This window comes from Hymenobacter sp. YIM 151500-1, assembly GCF_025979885.1.
Lineage (GTDB): Bacteria > Bacteroidota > Bacteroidia > Cytophagales > Hymenobacteraceae > Hymenobacter.
The window spans coordinates 4,008,873-4,028,244 of sequence record NZ_CP110139.1; the positions used below are offsets into that span (position 1 = coordinate 4,008,873).

Consider the following 19,372-nt stretch of genomic DNA (forward strand, 5'->3'; position numbering starts at 1 on the left):
GATGCAGGAAGCTGCCGCCGCCGGGCGGTGGGGTAGTCGAAACGGCGGGAGGGCTACTTGGCTGCCATCTTTACCGATACTGCGCTGGGGCCTTTCTGCCCCATTTCCACCTCAAACGTCACCTTGTCGTTTTCCTTGATGGTGAGGCCGCCGAGGTTGTTGGCGTGCACGAAAATGCTTTCCTGGGTCTGCTGGTCTTTAATAAAGCCATAGCCCTTTGAGTCGTTGAAGAACGTAACCGTGCCGGTGCGGATGGGGTCGTCCTGATCCTCATCCGGGCGGCGCTCCGCCCCGATGCGAATATCCTCCACCCTGATTTCCTTGCGCTTCTTAGGCTCCGGAGGGGTCGACGAGATATTGCCGTCTTCGTCTACGTAAGCCAGCATATCCTCCAGGCTCTGGCCCTTCTTGGCCGCCGCCTGCCGCTCTTCCTTACGGTCTTCCTTGTCCTGCTTCTTCTTCAGACGCTTTTTTTCGTTTTCCTTTTTGCCGAAGGTGGCTTGGGATTTCCCCATAATTGCTGTTGAGTAAGGGTAAACCGATGCAATGCATCATCGGAGTAAGATAGTGAAATACTACAGCACGTAGCGCGGTAAAGTTCAGCTATTTTCTGTCATTCGTCGGCTAGGGCCAGCCAAGCCGCACGCTGCCCTAAGAAAGGCCGTTTTCAACACCAGTATCGGGTGCTCCACGCGGGCCTACATTTTCTGCGGCTGCAGCCGGGGCGGCGGTGGGCAACTCAAACCCTGCCACCTCGCGCACGGCGCCGGGCGCCAAGCCATCGAGCCAGATAGTGCCCACCCGCACCCGCACTAGGCGCAGGGTCGGGAAGCCGGCTGCCGCCGTCATCTTCCGAATCTGCCGAAACTTGCCTTCCGTGAGCGTGATGGACACCCAGGAAGTGGGACCGTGCCGGTCGTCGCGGATTTTGCGGGCCCGTGGCGGCAGGTCGGGCGGGGCCGGCAGGCGCCGGGCCGTGCAAGGCTGGGTCTGGTATTTTACGTCCCGGATGCCAATCTCCACGCCCTCTTGCAGGCGCCGCACGGCCTCGTCGGTTATCAGCCCGTCTACCTGGGCGTAGTATTCTTTTTCGATGTGGCGGCTGCGCACCTGCTCGCTCACGCGGCCGTCGGTGGTCAGCAGCAGCAGGCCTTCGCTGTGCTCGTCGAGGCGGCCAATGGCCATGGTGCCTTCGGGAAACGGGTACAATTCGCCCAGCACCTTTTTGCGGGGCAGGTCGGCCACAAACTGGCTGAGGTAGCCGAAAGGCTTGTGCAAAACGAAGTGGCGGTGGTTCATGGCTGGAAAATAGTCAGCCGCCGCCCGCACACCTGTCTTATAGAAGGCGCCGACCGCGGATAAATGGCTGGATAAGAACGGTGAACGGCCACCGGCCGGGCAGCGGCTACCAGCTACTGCCGGCCCCGCCGCCCCCCGACGACCCGCCGCTACTCGTGGAGTAGCTGCCGCCCCCGGAGGAGCCGGAGCTGTACGACGACCCGCCGCCCGACGAGCTACTCCCCGATGAGCCCGACGAGCTGGACAGCTTTGGAATGCTGTATTTGTGCTTGTGGACGTGCTGGCAGAAACGGCATTGGTATATTCTCCAGCCCCACCCGCTCGCCGATTCGGTGGGGCTTTCTACCACCTCTTTGCGGTCAAAGAACAGCATGCGGTACCCGCACTCAGTACAGGGCTCCGCATTGCTGGCCAGGTTGCGGTAAGGAAGTGTAAGCGACACCTGGCAGGCAGTGCAGCGCCACACATCATAGTCGACGGAGGCGTAGGCTTCTTCGGCGGCTTGGCCCCGGTTCAGGTGGGCGTCGTCCTGGGTTTCGGGGAGGCGCTGCATGGGCTGGGTGCACTGGGCGCAGGCGTACGGCTCGTCGCGAAGCTGGCGCAGGCGCTGCCGGTGGCGCGCCCAGTAGTGCGCCAGCTTCGGCAGCGGAAACAGATAGGCCGTCCAGCCCAGCGCATAGTGGGTGCGCTGGAGCATCAGGTACTGGCGGTGCCGGCTGGCGCCGGCCAGCAGGGGCCGGAGTCGGCGGCCCAGCAGCCAAAAGCCCAGGTGCGTAACTGCCAGCAAGCTGCCATACCACACAGCTACTAACAGCGCCTGATCGGGTAACCAGCCATCGTAATAAAATAACAAGAAATTTGCCTGCCGCGCAAACCACAGGAGCGGCATGAGTGCAACAGCTACCCACAGAAGCTTCCAGCGGACCTGCCTGATCAAGAGAAACCACAGCAGCAAGCTGATCAGCAGGTAGGACAACGCAAGCCACACGATAAGCCGCTTATTGTCCAGATACCGCTCTACATACGATTCCTGCCAGGCGCTGCCGACCGTAGGTAGGCTTCCCTTGCCCGGCATGGCCTCAGGAACGGCAAGGGATATATCGGTGACGGCGGCAGCCAGCGTGTCGGCGGCTAGGATAGGCTGACCGCTCAGGTGCCGGATGATGGCTGCCACGCCTTCGGTTACGGCCGTGTCGTAGCTCCCGGCGCGCAGGTGCGGGAGCATAAACCGTTGCTGAATACGGTAGCATATAACGTCCGGCAGGCTGGCTTCGAGCCCGTAGCCGGTTTCAAACTCCACGCGGCGCTGGTCAAGCACAAGCAACAGCAGCAAGCCATTGTCGAGGGTGGCATCACCAATTTTCCAGCGGTTGAACAGAGTAGTGGCCGCGTCCTTGGGCTCCTGCCCGCCAATGCTGCGCACCACCACCACGTCGATGTGCGCCTTGCCAGCTCGGTCGAACCCGGCCAGCTGAGTGTTCAGCCGGCGCACGGTGGGCTCAGACAGAATACGGTCCGGGTTGCTGACGTAGGCTTCGCCCAGGGTTTTAGGGTTGGAGATAAAAGCAAGATCATCAGGGGGTTGCGTGGCGGCCAGGCCCGGCACGGGCAGCAGCAACAGGACCAGGCAGAAACGGGCCAGGAGGAGCAGGCGGAAGGGCATAGGCGGCGGGGTAGCCCTCAAAAGTAGCGGCTCCGCACCAAGCTACCGCTCAGGTGGTTTTAAACAGGTACCACCCCTGGCCCAGCGGCCGCAGGGCAATCAGCCGGTCGGGCGACATGGCGGGCACGGCGGCGGGGTTGGGCTGGTAGAGCAGGCCTACGGTGTTATCGGCCATGCCGCCAATGACAAACTCCAGGCAGGTGCCACAGTCCAGCACGGTGCGCCCCACGCGGTGCACAAACAGCGGCCGCAGCAGAGCCTGCACGGCCGGGTCGGCGTTGGCCGCCCGCTCGGTGGCAGTTGCTACGGAGTCGTTGGTGGAAGCTGCCGGCGCCAGGTAGCCGTGGGTGCGCAGCAGCTCCACGGCCTGCTGAAAGCCGGCCTGCTGGCGACGAAAATGTTCAATTAGGGCCGCATCAGACCCAATCCACAGGCGGATGTTGCCCACCATAAAGGCGTGGGGAGCTTCGGGGTGGCGGGCATCGTAGCGGGCCGCCTCGTCGGCTGACATGCCCGTGAACATCTGGAGCATGGGCGGGCCGAGATGGGTGAGGCTCAGCCGCCGGATGGCGCGCAGCTTCCAGATGGCCTGCTCCTTGGCAAAGTGCAGGTACAGGTCGTCGCGGCTCACGGAGTCGCGCAGCTCCACGGCCACTACGGCCGTGGCCGAGTCCTGGGCCAGCAGCTCGCAGCGCCGCTGCAACAGCCCCGGAATCTGCTGGCCCAGGGTTTCTCGCCGGGCCTGGGTGGCCGCTTCGCCGCTGAGGTAGGCGCGCATAAGCGGCCAGCCGGCAGGCGCCACAAACTGCCGGGCTATTTGCAGGGGCTGCAAGGAAGGCGGGGCCGGAGCCGCCGCGCCACTCCACAGGCTGGTTCCGAAGTAGCAGAAGAAAAGGAGAAGAAACCGCATAGCTCGTGAGTCCGGGAACCAGACCTAAGTCTGAAAGATAGCGAAAACAACGAAGGCACGGCCAGCAACTTACGAGTCGGCCGGCCAGGACGAAACCGCCCCAGAAAGCCGCCCAGAGCACATGAAACCGTTCTGCTCTATCTGGCGCCCACCCCGCGAGGCATCTTTCCCGCTGGCTAACTCAATCGTGAGGACGAAACGGTAGAGCTGCTTGCCTTGCGCCTTCCTTCGGTTCGACTGCGCCTCCGGCTGCGCGGACGCCAGATAGAGCAGGACGTTCAGGCGACTTCTCAAGCAGCTTCCAGGTTAGCCTTCCGGTTGGCGGCTGGCTCACGGCTTCAGAAGGTAAATTCCTGGGCTAAACCGTACTCCGGGTAGGAGCTGCTCCTGAGCCGGGCGGGCGTCAGCTTTTCCAGCGGCTTTTGCCGGGCATTGATTCGCGCCGGTAAGTGGTTGGGCGGCAACAATCCAGGGCGGATTCTTACCCCGTGAACAAAACAGCCTTGGCCGTGCCCAAACCTGGCAGCCGGCGGCAACCTCGCCACGGGCCGGGCCGTATTTGCGCCCGGTATAGCCCGGAGGCTATAGGCCATTTCTCACTAGCACTCAGTTTTATATGTCTAAGCCTTTTGTCGTGCTGATGGCCGCTGCCGCCACCCTGGCTGCCGCCTCATGCACCCAGGATAAGAAAGCGGCTATGGAAGCTGCCACCACGCCCGCCGCCGATACTGCCGTTGTGCTCCGCGACGGGGCCGCGCCCGTCGGCGCTGCTACTGACGCCACCACGGACACCGCCAGCTACCGCACCGACGCCGACCGCCTCACCGACCGAATTGCCCAGGACCTGCGCCTGACCGACACGGTAGTGGTAACCCGCATCGAGCGTACTTACTACACCCGCGGCCGTAAGCTGCGCGACTTGGAAACCCAGTATGCCACCGACACCGCCGGCCGCTACGCCGCCCAGCGCGCCGTCAACGACGAAACCGACCGCACGGTGCGTACCATCATCACCGACCCAACCCAGTACCGCACCTACGAGTCGAACCGCACCAGCTACTACGCCGGCACGCCCTACTCGGGGGCTACCGTTGCGCCGCAAAAGGACCAGCCCAGCACCGCCCCGCGCCGCAAAGGCCCGGCTGTGGTAAAGTATGAGCGCGACGGCAAAGAAGTAAAAATCGAGTACGCCAACGGCACCAAAGTCAAAATTGACGAAGATGGCGACCGGAAAACCAAGTACGCCAACGGCCGCAAAGTGAAATACGACGCCGACGACAACGAGCGGAAAGTGAAAGAGTAGAGGAATAAAGTAATAGGGTGACAGCATGACCGTCCTCCTGTCACCTGTCACCAGTTACCTCATCACCCCCATTACTTCATCACCACCCCATATTGCCGCAGCTCGGCGTCGATGCGACGGTCCCAGCGTTCCTGGGCGGCAGCGTCGAGGCCGCCGCGGGTTTCGGCGTCATACTGCTCTTGCAGGCGGTTCATTTCGGTGAAGGATTTTAGGTACTGGAGCTGCAGGATGCTGTTGTAATCTTCCACGGTAAGGCTGTCGGCGGTGGCTTTGCGGCGAAATCGTTCGGCCACCAGGCGGGTCAGGTCGAAGTGGCGCTGCTCGTGGTTAAGGTTGTAAGGCGTCTGCTGGCCCGGACCTACCCACGAAGAGCTGCGCACCACGAATATTTTCAGCAGCATATCCAGCTCCACCACGCCGTTGCGCACCTGCGGCCGGCCTTGGTAGGCAAAGCTCGGAAACACGGCCGCCGCGTAGCGCCCCGTGTTGCGCGGCCGGCCCGTAAAGTCGGACCAGACCAGCAGACGGGCGGGGTCGTGAAACAGTGTATCGGGCTCGGTCTGGCGGGTTTCGTAGCGGAACGTAGGATGCACGGCCGTTGCCAGGCGCACATCGTGGGCTACGGCTTGGGTCATCCAGGTGTTGAAGTAGGTGAGGGAGCCGGCCAGGGCCTGCCGAAGCGTAGGCTCCACCACTGCCAGGCTGGACGCCGGCCGCACGTAGCGCGCCCCGCCCCGGTATTCGGTCAGCGGCACCGGGCGGCCCGGCTGCTGCCAGTCAAACGCCAGGTGCAGCTGGATGCGGCCGGCTACCTGCCCAGCTGCCGCCGGTGTTTCGCGCACTTCGCAGGCCAGCACGCGCACCAGCACTGGCCGTAGCTTTGGGTTTTGGGGCAGGCTGCGCTGCATAAACTGCCGCAAAGCGGCCACAGTGCCGCCTTGCAACTCGGTGGGCTGGGCTACACGGGCTCCGGCCGCCGGCAGCAGCCACGCCACCGCACCACGGGCGGGTCGGGCGTCGCGCACATCGGCAATAAAGAAAGTGGTGGGCCGAAGCGGCAGCGCCGCAGGTTTTAGCACCAGCGGCGTTCCGGGGCCGGCCGGAGCGGCTGCTACCAGGGCCACCGCCAGCAGCAGAGAGCATACGATGTGGCGCCAGCCGGCCCTCCTGGTTGTCTTCATTTCAACACGTATTCTGCTGAAGCAGACAAGGGAGAGCGGGTCGGCGTTCCATGGGCCTCACCCCCCGGCCCCCTCTCCCGCGGAGAGGGGGAGCCTGATGCCAGGTCGTGCTACGCCGCCCTGTCGGCTCCCGCCTCCAGTACGGCTACCCGGTTGTGCTAACATGGTAGCCGCGTAGCGGCTGAAGGGTTGTAGTAGCAGCCACACGTAGAGAAATGTAGCGCCGCGTAGCGGTGCCAGAAACGTTCGGACGTCTCTTGCACCGCTACGCGGCGCTACACCTTTCACTCAATTCTATCTACAAACCTCTAGGCTGCTATGCAGTTGTGCTATCCTCAGTGGTAGCCGTTCTGGAGGCGGGAGCCGACAGGGCGGCGCAGAACGATGCGGAGCTGGCTCCCCCTCTCCGCGGGAGAGGGGGCCGGGGGGTGAGGCCTCACACCTGCTCCAGCCGCTGGCGGCGGTATTCGGTGGGGCTCTGGCCGGTGTACTTGCGGAAGGTTTTGTTGAAGTGAGACAGGTTGTTGAAGCCGCTGGCGTAGCTCACTTCCGTCACGGAAAGGTCGTCGTCGAGCAGGAGGCGGCAGGCCTGGCCCACGCGGTACTCCTGGAGGAAGTCGGTGAGCGTGTGGCGGGTCATCTTCTTGAAGTAGCGGCAGAAGGCCGGCACTGAGAGGTAAGCCACGTCGGCCACTTCCTGCACCGAGAGGCTGGCCCGGTGGTAGTGCTGCTCTACAAACTGGTACACCCGGCTCAGGCGCTGCTGCTCCTTGCCACTCAGGCCCAGGCCACCGGTGCCGGCGTGCAGAGGCGTGCAGTCATGCGGGGCGGCCTGGGCCAGCTCCTGCAATACCTGGAGCAGCAGCAGCAGGCGTGCAAACGGTGGGGCATCGAGCAGCTGGCGCAGGGCCGTGCCCACGGCGGCGCGCGTGGCCCCACCAAACGACAGCCCTTCGTGGGAGCGGCTCAGCAGCTGCCGAATAGCACTCAGCTCGGGGCGCTGCCAGAAATCCGGACCCAGGAAGTCGCCCCGCAGCTGCACCACAATCTCCTCAAACGGCGCCCCCGCCGGCTGCCCGTAGCTGAACGTGAGGTGGGGCAGGTCGGGGCCGATGAGCACCAGCTCCCCATCCTCAAACCGCGAAATATGCTGGCCAATGTGGCGGCGCCCGTGGCCGCGCGGAATGTACACCAGCTCATACTCGGGGTGATAGTGCCAGAGCAGGCCGCCCTGCTGCACCTCCGTATAATGCAGCAGGGTGAAGGAGCTGTCGACGGTGGGGTGGATGGGCTCGAATTGTAGTTTCATCACGCAGTAATGCCAGAATGGCTCTGTTATTATGCAAGTTTAATACATATAGTCAATAGAGCACTACTTCTGGCGAACCAGGCAGTAGACACCAGGCCTTTTTCGGGTGCACCTTGCATCAGTCTTAACGCACACTGCTTATGAAGACGCTGCGCACGTATCTGCAAACGCTGACCTTGCTGCTGATTTTGCTGGCCGGCGCCCCGTTTGCTCAGGGCGACACTCGCCCGGTGGGCGCCACCCCGGCCCCCGACTCGGTAGAGCAGCGGGCCGGCCGGGTAGCCCGCTACCTCGCGCACTGCCTGGGCCTGAGCCAGCACCAAGTAGGGGCGGTGCACGCCTGCACCCGGCAGTACCTGGCCCAGCTTAGCACCTCGGGCGCTCCGCAAGCGGCGGACCCAGCCGAGGCTGAAAAAGAATATCAACTGGCCCTGGGGCGCATCCTGACGCCCGGCCAGCTGAACGCATACAGCTGGTTGCAGGAGCACCAGCCGGCTGGTTCGCGCTAACGGCGCGGCCTGCCACCAGACATCCAGCGGCATTGGGTGGGAATTTTGCCGCTGGCCACCCACCAAGTATGGGTCCGCCTTGGGCGGAACTGCGGTGGGTGCTAAAGAGGTTGAAGCTGTGGGAGCTTCAACCTCTTTTTTTTGTCGTGCGTAGCAGGTTCCGCGTGGGTTCGGGCCTTTTGCGTATTCTTACCTAGTGAACCACCACCTGCTCATGCGCTTCCGCCTGCTTTGTTTGGTCCTGCTGATGGCTCTGTTGCGAGAGAGCCAAGCGCAGCAAACCCCGCCCGTAGCCACCGACACCGCCCGGCACATCAAGCTTGAAAACGTGGATGTAGCGCCCGCCGCGGCCGATATTGCCGGGTGGCTGCTGCTCGACAAGGGCATCCAGACCGAGCTGGAAGGAGCCGTGCAGAACATCTACAACTTCAAGCACGACCGGGCCGAAAAGCAGTTCCGCTCCTTGCGCCGCCGCTATCCGCAGCACCCCATGCCCTACTTTCTGCTGGGCCTGACAACGTGGTGGAAGATCATGCCCTCGAACCTGACCAACCGCCAGTTCGACAAGGTGTTTCTGGCCTACATGGACACGGCCGTGACCAAGGCCGAAAGCCTGTACAAGCAAGATAAGCGTAACTACGAGGCCTGCTTTTTTCTGTCGGCGGCGTATGGGTTTAAGGCCCGCCTGAATGCCGAGCGCCACAACTGGAGCGCGGCCACCTTCGCCAGCAAGCACGCCCTCGACTACCTCGACAAGAGCAAGGAAGCCAACGGCCTGAGCCCGGAGTTCCTGTTTGGCCAGGCCCTGATCAACTACTACGCCGTCTGGATTTCCGAAAACTACCCGCTGCTCAGGCCGGTGCTGCTGTTCTTTCCGAAAGGCAACCGCCAGCTGGGCCTGGCCCAGCTGCGCAGCGTGGCCGCCAACGGCTTCTACACGGCCCCGGAGGCGCGGGTGTTCCTGATGAAAATCCTGCAAAACCAGGAAAACAACCTCGCCGAAGCCTACCCGCTGGCCCAGTCCATGGCCATTATGTACCCTGACAATGCCTACTTTCAGCGGTTCTACGCCCTGCTTAGCTACCAGCGGGGCGACATGGCCGAGTGCGAGCGGGTCAGCAAAGACATCCTGGACAAGCTCAACCGCGGCCTGCCTGGCTACGAGGCCATCAGTGGGCGCTATGCCACGTTTTTTCTGGGCCAGCTGATGCAAAACCAGTACCGCGACCTGAACCGGGCCCGCGACTACTACCAGCGGTGCGTGGTGTTTGCGGAAAGCACCGGCGACACCAAGGCCGGCTTCTACCTGTACTCCCTGCTCAACCTGGCCCGCATTGCCGACAAGCAGCAGGACGCGCCCGCCGCCGCCCGCTATTACCGCGAGGTGCAGAGCAAAGCCGAACGCAAGTCGGATGCCTATAAAGAAGCCCGCGCCTACTTCGACAGGCAGAAGCAAAAGCCAAAAGACGCCCGCAAAGAGCGCAACGGCAGCAAGCTAAAAGCTTGAGCCCGGTTGCTACCAGACCGTCCTGCTCCATCTGGCGTCCACTTGCCGAACCGCAGGTCGCCGTAGGCAAGCATCTCGCCTGCTGCCGTGTGAATGGTATTGTCCTGCTGAGCCATGCGAAGCATCTCTACCTCTGACTAACTTCTGACGATTGCAACGAAGCGGTAGAGATGCTTCGGCAAGCTCAGCATGACAATACCATTCCTACAAAGCCAGCCTGACTAAACTGACGCAACAGCCACTTCCGGGTCGCGGGTTAGGGCGGTGGCGGTGTGGTGCAGCAGCTGGGCCAGCTGGGTTACGGCCGTGCGGTACTCGGCTTCTTCTTCCTCGGAAGTGGGCGCGTGGGCCAGAATGCGCAGCAGGTCTTCGGTGCCGCCCACGCCCAACGACTTCAGCACGGGCTTAAGCTGATGCACTACTTGGTGTACGCCGGGCCAGTTGGCGGCGGCCGTGGCGGTGCGCAGGGCGCTTACGTGGCCGGGCGCGTGCTGCACAAACGACTGCACCACCCGCTGCACGAAGCTGGCGTCGCCGTGGGCCATGCTGCGCAGCCAGCTCAGGTTGTAAGGCGCCGCGGGCTGGGCCGGCGTGCTCAGCCGGGGCCGGTACAAGCTGCTGATGGCCCGGTACAAGTCCAGCTCCTCGAAAGGCTTGCTGATGCACACGTTGATGCCGGCCGCCAGGTACTGCTCGTGGTCGGCGCGGAAGGCGTTGGCGGTGAGGGCAATAATGGGCACCTCGGCCCGCTGCGGGTCCCGGTCGGCGCGGATGGCGCGCGTCACGTCTACCCCGCTCATGCCGGGCATCTGAATGTCCATCAGCACCACATCGAAGGACTGGGCGGCAAACCGGGCCAGGGCCGTGGGGCCGTCGGGGGCTTCGGTTACCTGCACCTGCCAGGCTTGGAGCTGCTGCCGCGCCACCAGGCGGTTGATTTCGTTGTCTTCGACCAGCAACACGCGGGCCCCGGCCAGTCGGGCCGTCGAGAGCGAGTCGGGAGCCGGGGCGGGGTCGGGGGCGGACGGGGCGGTTTTGCGCAGGGTCAGCGTGAAGCTGAACGTGCTGCCCTGGCCCGGCGTGCTGCTCACGCGCAGCTCGCCGCCCAGCTGCCGCACCAGCGTGCGGCTGATGGTGAGGCCCAGGCCCGTGCCCCCGTAGCGGCGGGTGGTGTCGGCCTCGGCCTGCTGAAAGCTCTCGAAGATAACCTCGTGCTTGTCGGCCGCAATACCAATGCCCGTGTCCGTCACCTGAAACTCCACGGTAAGCGTGCCCGAGGTTTCGGTAGCCAGGCGGCTGGCCAGCGTTACGCTGCCGGCTTCCGTAAACTTGATGGCATTGCTGAGCAGGTTAAGCAATACTTGCTGCAAGCGGTGCGGGGCGCTCAGCACCCAGGGCGCGGCCAGCGGGGTGGTGTGCAGCAAGAAGCGCAGGCCCTTTTCGGCGGCGCGGGCGGCTTGCAGCTGGGCCGTGTGTTGCAGAATACCCGACAGGTCGAAGGGCACCTGCTCCAGCTCCAGCTTGCCGGAGGTAATCTTGGCCATATCAAGCACGTCGTTGAGCACGGCCAGCAGGTGCTTACCCGACGACAGAATGGTGTGCACGTGCTGCTGCTGCTGGCCGGTGAGGGGCGTGCGGGCCAGCAGCCCGGCCATGCCCAGGATGCCGTTCATGGGCGTGCGGATTTCGTGGCTCATGTTGGCCAGGAAACTTTCCCTGGCCCGGACGGCCTCTTCGGCGGCCTGCTTGGCCCGGCGCAGCTCCCGCTCGGCGGCCACGCGCTCCGTAATGTCCTGGGCGTAGGCAATAACGTAGGGGCGCTGGCCTTCTTCCTCCACCTTGCAGTTGTGGTAGAGCAGGTGGCGCCGGCGCCCGGTCGCGTCGCGCAGGGCCACAATGCCGCGGGCTTCGTCGCGGTGCCCGAAGGCCCGCAGGTAGCGGCCCAGCGCCGCGTCCGGCACCAGGCCTCCGCCCAGGCTGTGGCCCGTCACCGGACCCAGCAGCACCGTCAGGGCCGGGTTAGCCGACAGGATGGTGCCGTCCAGGTCGTGGGTGCCGATGAGGGCCTGGGAGTAGCGCATCAGGTCGTAGTACTGCTTTTCACTGCGCATCAGCGTTTGCTGGGCCCACTTCATCTCCGTAATATCGGTGGCCACGCTCAGCACGTGCACGGTGCCATCGGCCCGGCGCAGGGGGCGCTTCACAGTGTGAAACCAGCGCGTAACGCCGGTGGGCAAGGTCATGGACTCCTCCGTTACCACCTCCCGTTCCAGCTGCAGCACGCGGGCATTGGCGCGGGCGTAGCGCAGCTCTTCGTCGCGCTGGGCGCCGCGCACGGCCTCGGGGGTAACTTCGGCGGATGTCGTCAGCTCTTCCAGCTCCTGCAAGGCGCGGTTACGGAATACCAGGGCCCCTTGCGCGTCGCGCACCGAAATGGCCGAGGGACTGGTGGCTACTACCTGCTCGATAAACTCCTGCTGCTCGCGCAGCTGGCGGCGGCTTAGCTCCTGGGCCGTTACGTTGCGCAGGATGAGCAGGTAGCCCGCTGCTTCTGGCAACGCCACAAAACGGGCCGTGTGGCAGCTCAGGTCGGTAGCTGGCAGCGCGGCTGACAACTCAAACGTGTACTCCTCGGCGTGGCCGGTGGCTTGAAGCTGCTCCAGATGCTCCAGCAGTCCGCGCACGGCGTGGCTGGGCAGCAGCTTGGCCAGGTGGGCACCCGCCACCTTGCCGGCCGGCCGCAGCAGGGGCGTGTCGCCCAGCTTGGCGTCGTGCACCACGCCTTCATCGTCCAGCACCAAAATCGTGTCGGGCAGGGCGGCAAACAGAGCCCGCAGCTTACCCTCGCTTACGCGGATGCGGTTTTCGGCCTCGTAGCGGGCCGTAATGTCGGTGCCGTAGCCGATGAGCATCCGCGGCCGGCCGTCAGGCTCCAGAATGGGGTGCAGGTGGCGCAGGGAGTAGCGCCGGGCACCGGCGGCCGTACGAAGCTCTTCTTCCCAGCTGCGCGGCTCGCCGTGCTCCAGCACCTCGCGCATCAGCCGGGTGCGGTGGGTGGCGGCCTCGTGGTTGCGTCCGCGCAGGGCGGCGTACTCCAGGTCGGTGCGGCCTACCAGCCAGTCCCGCACCTCGGGGTCGGGCACGGCGCGGGCGTTGACGTAGCAGTACGTCAGCTCGGGGGTAAGCACGGCCACGTCGCCGGGCAGGAAGTCAAGGATGGCTTCGTAAAAAGCCCGCTGCTTGCGCAGTTTACGGGTAGCTTCCTTGGCCTCGGTGATGTCGCGAAGACAATGCAGGCGGCTCCGCTGCGTGGCGGGCAGCCCCTCGCACCCGATAGGCCGGTAGTCGTGGGCCAGCACCCGGCCGGTGCGCAGGTGCAGCTCGGCGTGCGCCTGAACGCCGGCGGCCCGCGCCTCGTCCTTCCACCGGTCATACGCCTCCGGGTCGCGCATCTGGGCGCGCAGCACAGGCAGCAGCTCCTCGGAGGTGCGGCCTAGCCAGCTGCTGGCCGGCTCCTCCAGACCTAGTAAGTCGCAGTACTGCTGGTTGATGAGGACGATGCGGCTCTCCGTGTCGTAGAGCAGCAGGCCTTCGGGCAGAAAGTCCAGCAGGGCCGTGAGCTGGCGCGTGGCCGTGGTGGTAGCGGCCGTGGCCGCCGCCAGCGCCTGCTCCAGCTCCTGAATGCGCTGCTGAGCATGCGCTAAGTCAGAAGCAGAACAAGAGCAGGGGAGGGGAGTAGAATGAAGCATAGGCGAGGAACTGGCTCAAGATAGGACCTGGCCTCCCGTCGCACCGGCCTCTCAACGTCAACCTGTCATTCCAGCAAGTGAAGGCCGCCATTTGCTGGGCGAAAATCTACCGCAGGTCTGAAATCAGAAAGTCCCCGGAAGCTCACATCGGGTCTGGGAATCTACCAAAACTCAGTGCAAGTCCTGCTCTATTTGGCGCCTGCGCAGCCGAGCCGAAGGAAGGCGCAAGCCAAGCAGCTCGTGTGCTGACGTTGCAGTGGTAACCGTTCTGCTCTATCTGGCGTCCGCGCAGCCCAATCCGCTATTCCCGCAAAGCCGTGGGCGACTTACGGCGGCCGGCTTCGCGTAGCAAAACGCGCGTGTGCTGGAGCAGAGAGGCATCGGCCCAGGCACCGTGGCCGGGCACCACCAGGCGAGCCTGCGGATAGCGGCGCTGGAGCTGTTGCAGGGCCGCGGGCCACTGCTTGAGGTTGGCCTCGTCGAGGTTGCCGAGGGAGGTGGCGCTGGCTTCGCGCACCAGGCAGCCGCCGAACAGCACTTTGCGGCGCGGCAGCCACGCCACGAGGTTGTCGGGGGCGTGAGCCGGGCCGGGGAAGAACAGCTCCAGCCGGGTGCGTCCCGCCCGAATCAGCGTGTAGGGCTTCAGGGCCGGCGTGGGCCTGGCGGCTCCCAGAAACTGCGCGTGCAGGCGCTGGGCCGTGGCCGGCGTGCTGTACACCCGAATGCCGCGGGCCCGCAGCACGGCCAGGCCGCCGGCCCGGTCGTCGTGGGCGTGGGTGAGCACCACCAGGCGCACCCGTTGCCGCAGGCTGTCGGCCACCCAGCGCAAGAGCTGCTCGGTGTAGTCGGGGCCCCAGCCGGCATCCACCAGGATAATTCCTTGCGCGGTGCGCACCACCAAGCCGTTGGCCGATACGGGAACTGCTGTGCCGGGGTACAGGTGGTAGGAGGTGTGCACGAAAATGTCTTTGGCTACGGGGCGCACCCGCAGGCGGGGCAGCTCCGGCACCGGGCCAGCCACCGCCGCTAGCCCCCACGTCAGCAGCACCAGGCAACACAGCCAGCTACGCCGGCACCATGCGGAACGAAACACAGACAAACGAGAAAAAACAGCAGACAAGCCCCGTCAACGTCAGCGCCCCGGTGCTTAGTGCCTCACCCGCCAAGCCGAGGTCGGCAAACTTTACGCGGCAGCTGAGGCTTTTAGACGTATCTTATGGTCGTTCTGCCCCGTGCCCAGCCCTACCCCCGGCCCCTCCCCTGTTAGGAGGGGGGCGTTCTGACAGCATAGAACAATGTCGTTTGGCTCTCCTCCCCCGCAGGGGTGGGGCTGCTTTTATTTCTCAATCTCGCCGCTCATGTCTACCGCCACTACGCTGCCCACTCAGGTTGAAGCTGCCGCTCCTATTCAAGCTCCGTCGGTGCGGGCGTTGTTTGCGCGCCAGCAGGCGCGGGCCGCCGAGCTGCGCCGCCAGCCGCCCGACCTGGACGCCCGCGCCGAGCAGCTGCGCCGGCTCAGCCGCTGGATTGCCGACAACCGCACTGCCATCCAGGAAGCTCTGTACGCCGATTTTCGCAAGCCCGCCCCGGAAACCGACGTGACGGAAATCTGGTCTACCCAAACGGAAATCCGCCACACCCTGCGCCACCTCAAGCGCTGGGCCCGGCCGCGGCGGGTGGGCACGCCCCTGCCGCTGGTGGGCACGCGCAGCTGGGTGCAGCCCGAGGCCAAAGGCGTGTGCCTCATCATTTCGCCCTGGAACTACCCATTTTACCTGGCCCTCGACCCGCTGGTGTCGGCGCTGGCGGCCGGCAACTGCTGCATCATCAAGCCCTCGGAAATGACGCCCTCGGTGGCGGCCCTCATCAGCCGTTTGGTGCGGGAGGTGTTCAGCCCCGAGGAAGTGGCCGTAGTGGAAGGCGACAAGGACGTAGCCACCGAGCTGCTACAACTGCCTTTCGACCATATCTTTTTCACCGGCAGCCCGCAAGTGGGCAAAGTGGTGATGCGCGCTGCTGCTGAGCACCTTACCAGCGTAACGCTGGAGCTGGGTGGCAAAAGCCCTGCCGTGGTAGACAGCACCGCCGACCTGCGCGACGCGGCCGAGAAAATCGTGTGGGGCAAGAGCATCAACGCCGGCCAGACCTGCGTGGCCCCCGACTACGTGCTGGTGCACGAAACCGTGCGCGACGAACTGGTAGAGGAAATCGGGGCCGTGGTGCGGCGGTTCTACAACGCCAGCGGCCAAGGCGTAGCCGCTTCCGATTCGCTGGCCCGCATCGTCAACGACCACCACTTCCGCCGCGTGCTAGGCCTGCTCGACGATGCCCGCCAGCGCGGGGCTACCGTGGCGTTGGGCGGCACCGCCGAGGCCTCCCAGCGCTTCGTGGAGCCCACCGTGCTGCTCGACGTGCCGGCCGGCAGCCGGGTGCTGGAAGAGGAAATCTTCGGGCCGCTGCTGCCGGTGCTGACGTTCCGCAACCTGCCCGAAGCCGCCGCCGAGGTCAACACCCGGCCCCACCCGCTGGCCTTATACATCTTCAGCCAAAACGCCGATAACCAGCAATTCCTGCTGCGCAATATCCCGGCCGGCGGGGCCTGCCTCAACGAAACCATCCTGCACCTGGGCCACCCCGACCTGCCCTTCGGCGGCTTCGGCCACAGCGGCATCGGCCGCGCCCACGGCCACGCCGGCTTCCTGGCCTTCAGCAACGAAAAAGCCGTGCTCCAGCAGCGCGTAGGCTTCACGGGCCTGAAGCCGATTTACCCGCCCTACACGGATAAGGTGAAGCAGGTGGTAGGCTGGCTGCTCAGGTGGTTGTAGTCGTTAGGGGCAGTAAGAGTCGTTAGCTGGCGGTAAGATGCCGGCGGTGGTTTTCACCCCACCGGCGCATTTCCTGCAAGAGAGGCACAATGGTGCGCCCATGGTCCGTCAGCTCATAGCGCGTTACCACGGGCCGCGACGGTACCACTTCCCGCTTTATCAAACCATTCAGCTCAAGGGTGCGCAGGTGGCTCGACAGGGCTTTGGGCGTGATGCAGTCCAGGTGGTCTTCCAGTTCTGAGAAGCGGAGCGGTTTGCCGCACAGGCACTGCAGAATCGGGGCCCGCCACCGCCCGCCACCCACAAAATTCTCTGCAAGCCGAACATTTCTGCCGAAAAATGGCGAACTTTTCCAACCCCGTGCTACCGGCGTGGCGGCCGGGGCTTTGCCTTTTTCCTGTTGCTCCGTATGCAGTTCACCGAAGCGCAGCGCGCCATTCTGCGCGCTTTAGCCGACACGTTCATCCCCACTCTCACCCCGCCTGACTTAGCCAGCGGCGACCCGACTTTCTGGGCCCGGCGTGGTTCCGAAGGCGTTGCTATAGAAAAGATTGGCCTGGTGCTGGAAGCCCAGCCGGCCGGGGCACGGCAAGAGTTTTTGCAGCTGCTTCAGCTACTCGACACGCCCGCCCTGGGCCTGACCTGGTTCGGGGCCCTGCGGCCATTTGCGCGGCTGGCGCCCGAGCAGCGCGAGAAGCTGCTGCAAAGCTGGGCCGGCTCAAACGTGCCCCAACTGCGCAAAGGCTTTCATGCCCTGCGCAAGCTGTTCGTGTTTCTGTTCTACGGCTCCTCCACGCCCGAGCAGGGCAACTTCGTGTGGGAGCATATCGGCTACGGCGGGCCGCTGCCCGATGAAGTGGTGCAGGCCGACAAGCCCATCCGCACCCTGCAACCTACCCACGATGTGCAGTACGACTGCGACGTGCTGGTGATTGGCAGCGGAGCCGGGGGCGGCGTGGTGGCCGGAGAGCTGGCTGCCGCCGGCCACGACGTGCTGGTGCTCGAAAAAGGCCCCTACCTGCACGGTGCCGAGTTTTCCCAGCGCGAAGTAGACATGCTGGGCACCCTCTACGACGCCCGAGGCACCCTCAGCACCCAGGACGGCGGCGTGGCCCTGCTGGCCGGCTCCTGCCTGGGCGGGGGCACTACCATCAACTGGGCCGGTGCCTTCCGCACCCCCGACTACATACTGCACGAGTGGGCTCGGGAGCATCAGGTGCCCCATTTTGCCAGCCTGGAGTTCAAAAAAAGTCTAGATGCCGTGAGCCGGGCCCTGAGCGTTAACATCGACCACACCCGCCACAACGCCCAGAACCAGGCCCTCTGGGACGGCTCGACGCGGCTGGGGCAGGAAGTGAAGCTGATTCCGCGAAACGAGAAGGGCCTCACCGGCTCCGACCTGCACTTCCGCAGCCTGGGCTTCAGCTGTTTCGGCGACCGGCACGGCATCAAGCAGGGCACCCTGAACACTTACCTGCAAACCGCCTCCGACCACGGGGCCCGGCTGCTCACGGACACCCGCGTGGAGCGCGTAACCGTGGCCCAGGGCCGTGCCACCGGCGCCGAGGCCGTGCATACTACCGCCGACGGCCGCCCCGTGCGCGTAACCGTGCGGGCCCGGCGCGTGGTGGTGGCGGCCGGCTCTATCCAGACGCCGGCTTTGCTCTTGCGCAGCGGCCTGCGCCACCCGCACCTCGGGCAGCACCTTCACCTGCACCCCACGGTGGCCGTGTCGGCGCTGTACGAGCAGCGCATGGAGGCCTGGCACGGGCCCATGATGTCGGTGGTAAATGACTGCTACACCATGCTCAGCGGCACCACCTTCGGGGCCAAGCTCGAAACGCCCCCGGCCCACCCCGGCCTCATGGCCATGGTGCTGCCCTGGTGCTCGGGCCGCCAGCATAAGGAGCTGATGCGGCAGGCGGCCCACCTGGGCTCCTTCATCGTGCTGACCCGCGACCGGGACGCCGGCCGCGTCACGGTGGACCGCCACGGCACCCCGCTTATCCACTACGTGCTCAGCGACTTCGACCGGGGCCACCTGCTGCAAGGCGTGCGCGCCGCCGCCGAAATCCACGTGGCTGCCGGGGCCCGTACCGTGCTGCTGCCCCACGGCACCCTGCCCCAGCTGCACGCCCAGCGCGGGGTGATGCAAAACCCCGAGGTGCTCGACCAACTGCCTCATCTGGGCTGGAAACCCAACCAATTCAGCCTCTACAGCGCCCACCAGATGAGCACCTGCCGCATGGGCGGCGACGCGGCCACGCACCCCACCAACCCCAGCGGCGAGCTGTACGAGGTACGCAACCTGTTCGTAGCCGATGCCTCGGCGTTTCCGGCGTGCAGCGGCGTCAACCCCATGCTTACCATCATGGCTCTGGCCCACCACACCGCCCAGCATCTGAAAACCAGCGCCCCGGCTGGCACGGCGGTGGCCAGGCAGACTGTAGCCAATGGTGTAGGGTGAACCGTAGATCAGGGAAGATAACCTTGTAGTGCGTGTATAAGTGGGCCGCTAGAACGGTTATTGGTCTGATAAACCGAGAATACGCGAACTACAAGGTGCGCGCTACACCACTTGCTACAGCCTGCCTGGCCGGTGAATCGCAATTTCGCGTATGCGGAAAGCCCTTCCGTTTACGTTTCTGCCTTATGCACACCTTCCGTCCTCTCCTCATCCTGACCCTATTAATTACCTTGGCCAGTGGCTGCGCCCGCCGCAACAAGGCTGCTGCCAAAGCCAAATCCACCCCCGTGGCAGCACCAGCCGTGGCCCCCACAGCCGCCCGCGACCTGACCGACGTGATGACTGAGCAGCTTAAGCTGCGCCCGGATCAGCAGCCGCGGGTGCGGGCTATTCTTACCAGCACCACCGAGCAGGTAAACGCCGCTCAGCAGCAGCACGCCGCCAACCGTCCGGCCCTGCTGGCCGAGCTGAAGCGCATCAACCTGGCTTCCGACAAGCAATTACAGCAGGTGCTTACCGCCACCCAATATCAGCAGCTGAAGGCCCGCCAGCGCCAGATGCAGGCCGAAATGCAGGCCCGCAAAGCCGGCCAGTAAAGCATCAGCACCCCGAAGCTGCGCCCCGGCAACGGCAGAAGGACAGCATGAGTA

The 19,372-nt window shown here is 64.7% G+C and carries 15 protein-coding genes; 6 read left to right on the plus strand and 9 right to left on the minus strand.

The features are described 5' to 3' along the window. Window positions 1-53 precede the first annotated feature (53 nt). From OIS53_RS16700 to OIS53_RS16715, 4 genes are all read right to left on the minus strand, one after another. Window positions 54-515: a cold-shock protein gene (locus tag OIS53_RS16700; RefSeq protein WP_264679715.1), complete on the minus strand. Its 462-nt coding sequence runs from the start codon at window positions 513-515 to the stop codon at window positions 54-56. A 136-nt stretch (window positions 516-651) separates the two neighbouring features. Next, on the minus strand, window positions 652-1,299 hold the full coding sequence (locus tag OIS53_RS16705) for a pseudouridine synthase (protein WP_264679716.1): 648 nt from the start codon (window positions 1,297-1,299) through the stop codon (window positions 652-654). Between the two features lie 106 nt (window positions 1,300-1,405). Continuing rightward, window positions 1,406-2,962: a TPM domain-containing protein gene (locus OIS53_RS16710; RefSeq protein WP_264679717.1), complete on the minus strand. Its 1,557-nt coding sequence runs from the start codon at window positions 2,960-2,962 to the stop codon at window positions 1,406-1,408. Window positions 2,963-3,011: 49 nt separating this feature from the next. After that, entirely contained in the window at window positions 3,012-3,872 is an 861-nt protein-coding gene (locus OIS53_RS16715) for a hypothetical protein (RefSeq protein ID WP_264679718.1), read from the minus strand. A 616-nt stretch (window positions 3,873-4,488) separates the two neighbouring features. On the opposite strand from OIS53_RS16715, the gene OIS53_RS16720 reads away from it, so the two are divergent. Continuing rightward, window positions 4,489-5,175 carry a T-complex 10 C-terminal domain-containing protein gene (locus tag OIS53_RS16720; RefSeq protein WP_264679719.1) on the plus strand — a complete coding sequence of 229 codons (687 nt, stop codon included), beginning with the start codon at window positions 4,489-4,491 and terminating at the stop codon, window positions 5,173-5,175. A gap of 71 nt (window positions 5,176-5,246) precedes the next feature. Here the strand turns inward: OIS53_RS16720 and OIS53_RS16725 are convergent, their stop codons facing one another. Further along, complete coding sequence (locus OIS53_RS16725) at window positions 5,247-6,356, minus strand: hypothetical protein (protein ID WP_264679720.1); 1,110 nt, start codon at window positions 6,354-6,356, stop codon at window positions 5,247-5,249. Window positions 6,357-6,792: 436 nt separating this feature from the next. Further along, window positions 6,793-7,665, minus strand: a complete 873-nt coding sequence (locus OIS53_RS16730) for an AraC family transcriptional regulator (protein ID WP_264679721.1) — start codon at window positions 7,663-7,665, stop codon at window positions 6,793-6,795. Between the two features lie 140 nt (window positions 7,666-7,805). Between OIS53_RS16730 and OIS53_RS16735 the strand changes: the two genes are divergently transcribed. Beyond that, complete coding sequence (locus OIS53_RS16735) at window positions 7,806-8,174, plus strand: hypothetical protein (RefSeq protein ID WP_264679722.1); 369 nt, start codon at window positions 7,806-7,808, stop codon at window positions 8,172-8,174. 247 nt (window positions 8,175-8,421) lie between these two features. Continuing rightward, entirely contained in the window at window positions 8,422-9,681 is a 1,260-nt protein-coding gene (locus tag OIS53_RS16740; RefSeq protein ID WP_264679723.1) for a tetratricopeptide repeat protein, read from the plus strand. Window positions 9,682-9,902: 221 nt separating this feature from the next. Here OIS53_RS16740 and OIS53_RS16745 read toward each other — a convergent pair whose 3' ends face one another. Beyond that, the gene (locus OIS53_RS16745; protein WP_264679724.1) at window positions 9,903-13,430 is read right to left on the minus strand and encodes a PAS domain S-box protein; all 3,528 of its coding nucleotides are present in this window, start codon (window positions 13,428-13,430) and stop codon (window positions 9,903-9,905) included. A 301-nt stretch (window positions 13,431-13,731) separates the two neighbouring features. Continuing rightward, a complete protein-coding gene (gene bla / locus OIS53_RS16750) occupies window positions 13,732-14,523 on the minus strand; it encodes a subclass B1 metallo-beta-lactamase (protein ID WP_264679725.1) in 792 nt (263 codons plus the stop codon). Between the two features lie 265 nt (window positions 14,524-14,788). Here bla and OIS53_RS16755 point away from each other — a divergent pair, with 265 nt between their 5' ends. Then, the gene (locus OIS53_RS16755; protein ID WP_264679726.1) at window positions 14,789-16,255 is read left to right on the plus strand and encodes an aldehyde dehydrogenase family protein; all 1,467 of its coding nucleotides are present in this window, start codon (window positions 14,789-14,791) and stop codon (window positions 16,253-16,255) included. Between the two features lie 22 nt (window positions 16,256-16,277). Here the strand turns inward: OIS53_RS16755 and OIS53_RS20520 are convergent, their stop codons facing one another. Beyond that, entirely contained in the window at window positions 16,278-16,559 is a 282-nt protein-coding gene (locus OIS53_RS20520; RefSeq protein WP_413775166.1) for a winged helix-turn-helix transcriptional regulator, read from the minus strand. A gap of 105 nt (window positions 16,560-16,664) precedes the next feature. Here OIS53_RS20520 and OIS53_RS16760 point away from each other — a divergent pair, with 105 nt between their 5' ends. Beyond that, window positions 16,665-18,722: an FAD-dependent oxidoreductase gene (locus OIS53_RS16760; RefSeq protein ID WP_264679727.1), complete on the plus strand. Its 2,058-nt coding sequence runs from the start codon at window positions 16,665-16,667 to the stop codon at window positions 18,720-18,722. Window positions 18,723-18,907: 185 nt separating this feature from the next. Further along, window positions 18,908-19,318, plus strand: a complete 411-nt coding sequence (locus OIS53_RS16765) for a hypothetical protein (protein WP_264679728.1) — start codon at window positions 18,908-18,910, stop codon at window positions 19,316-19,318. Window positions 19,319-19,372 lie beyond the last annotated feature (54 nt).

Coding starts and splice junctions, on each gene's coding strand:
- OIS53_RS16740 (WP_264679723.1), top strand. CDS start 8,422: ATGGCTCTGTTGCGAGAGAGCCAAGCGCAGCAAACCCCGCCCGTAGCC.
- OIS53_RS16765 (WP_264679728.1), top strand. CDS start 18,908: ATGCACACCTTCCGTCCTCTCCTCATCCTGACCCTATTAATTACCTTG.
- OIS53_RS16755 (WP_264679726.1), top strand. CDS start 14,789: ATGTCTACCGCCACTACGCTGCCCACTCAGGTTGAAGCTGCCGCTCCT.
- OIS53_RS16720 (WP_264679719.1), top strand. CDS start 4,489: ATGTCTAAGCCTTTTGTCGTGCTGATGGCCGCTGCCGCCACCCTGGCT.
- OIS53_RS16705 (WP_264679716.1), bottom strand. CDS start 1,299: ATGAACCACCGCCACTTCGTTTTGCACAAGCCTTTCGGCTACCTCAGC.
- OIS53_RS16730 (WP_264679721.1), bottom strand. CDS start 7,665: ATGAAACTACAATTCGAGCCCATCCACCCCACCGTCGACAGCTCCTTC.
- OIS53_RS16735 (WP_264679722.1), top strand. CDS start 7,806: ATGAAGACGCTGCGCACGTATCTGCAAACGCTGACCTTGCTGCTGATT.
- OIS53_RS16700 (WP_264679715.1), bottom strand. CDS start 515: ATGGGGAAATCCCAAGCCACCTTCGGCAAAAAGGAAAACGAAAAAAAG.
- OIS53_RS16745 (WP_264679724.1), bottom strand. CDS start 13,430: ATGCTTCATTCTACTCCCCTCCCCTGCTCTTGTTCTGCTTCTGACTTA.
- OIS53_RS16760 (WP_264679727.1), top strand. CDS start 16,665: ATGCAGTTCACCGAAGCGCAGCGCGCCATTCTGCGCGCTTTAGCCGAC.
- OIS53_RS16725 (WP_264679720.1), bottom strand. CDS start 6,356: ATGAAGACAACCAGGAGGGCCGGCTGGCGCCACATCGTATGCTCTCTG.
- OIS53_RS16710 (WP_264679717.1), bottom strand. CDS start 2,962: ATGCCCTTCCGCCTGCTCCTCCTGGCCCGTTTCTGCCTGGTCCTGTTG.
- OIS53_RS16715 (WP_264679718.1), bottom strand. CDS start 3,872: ATGCGGTTTCTTCTCCTTTTCTTCTGCTACTTCGGAACCAGCCTGTGG.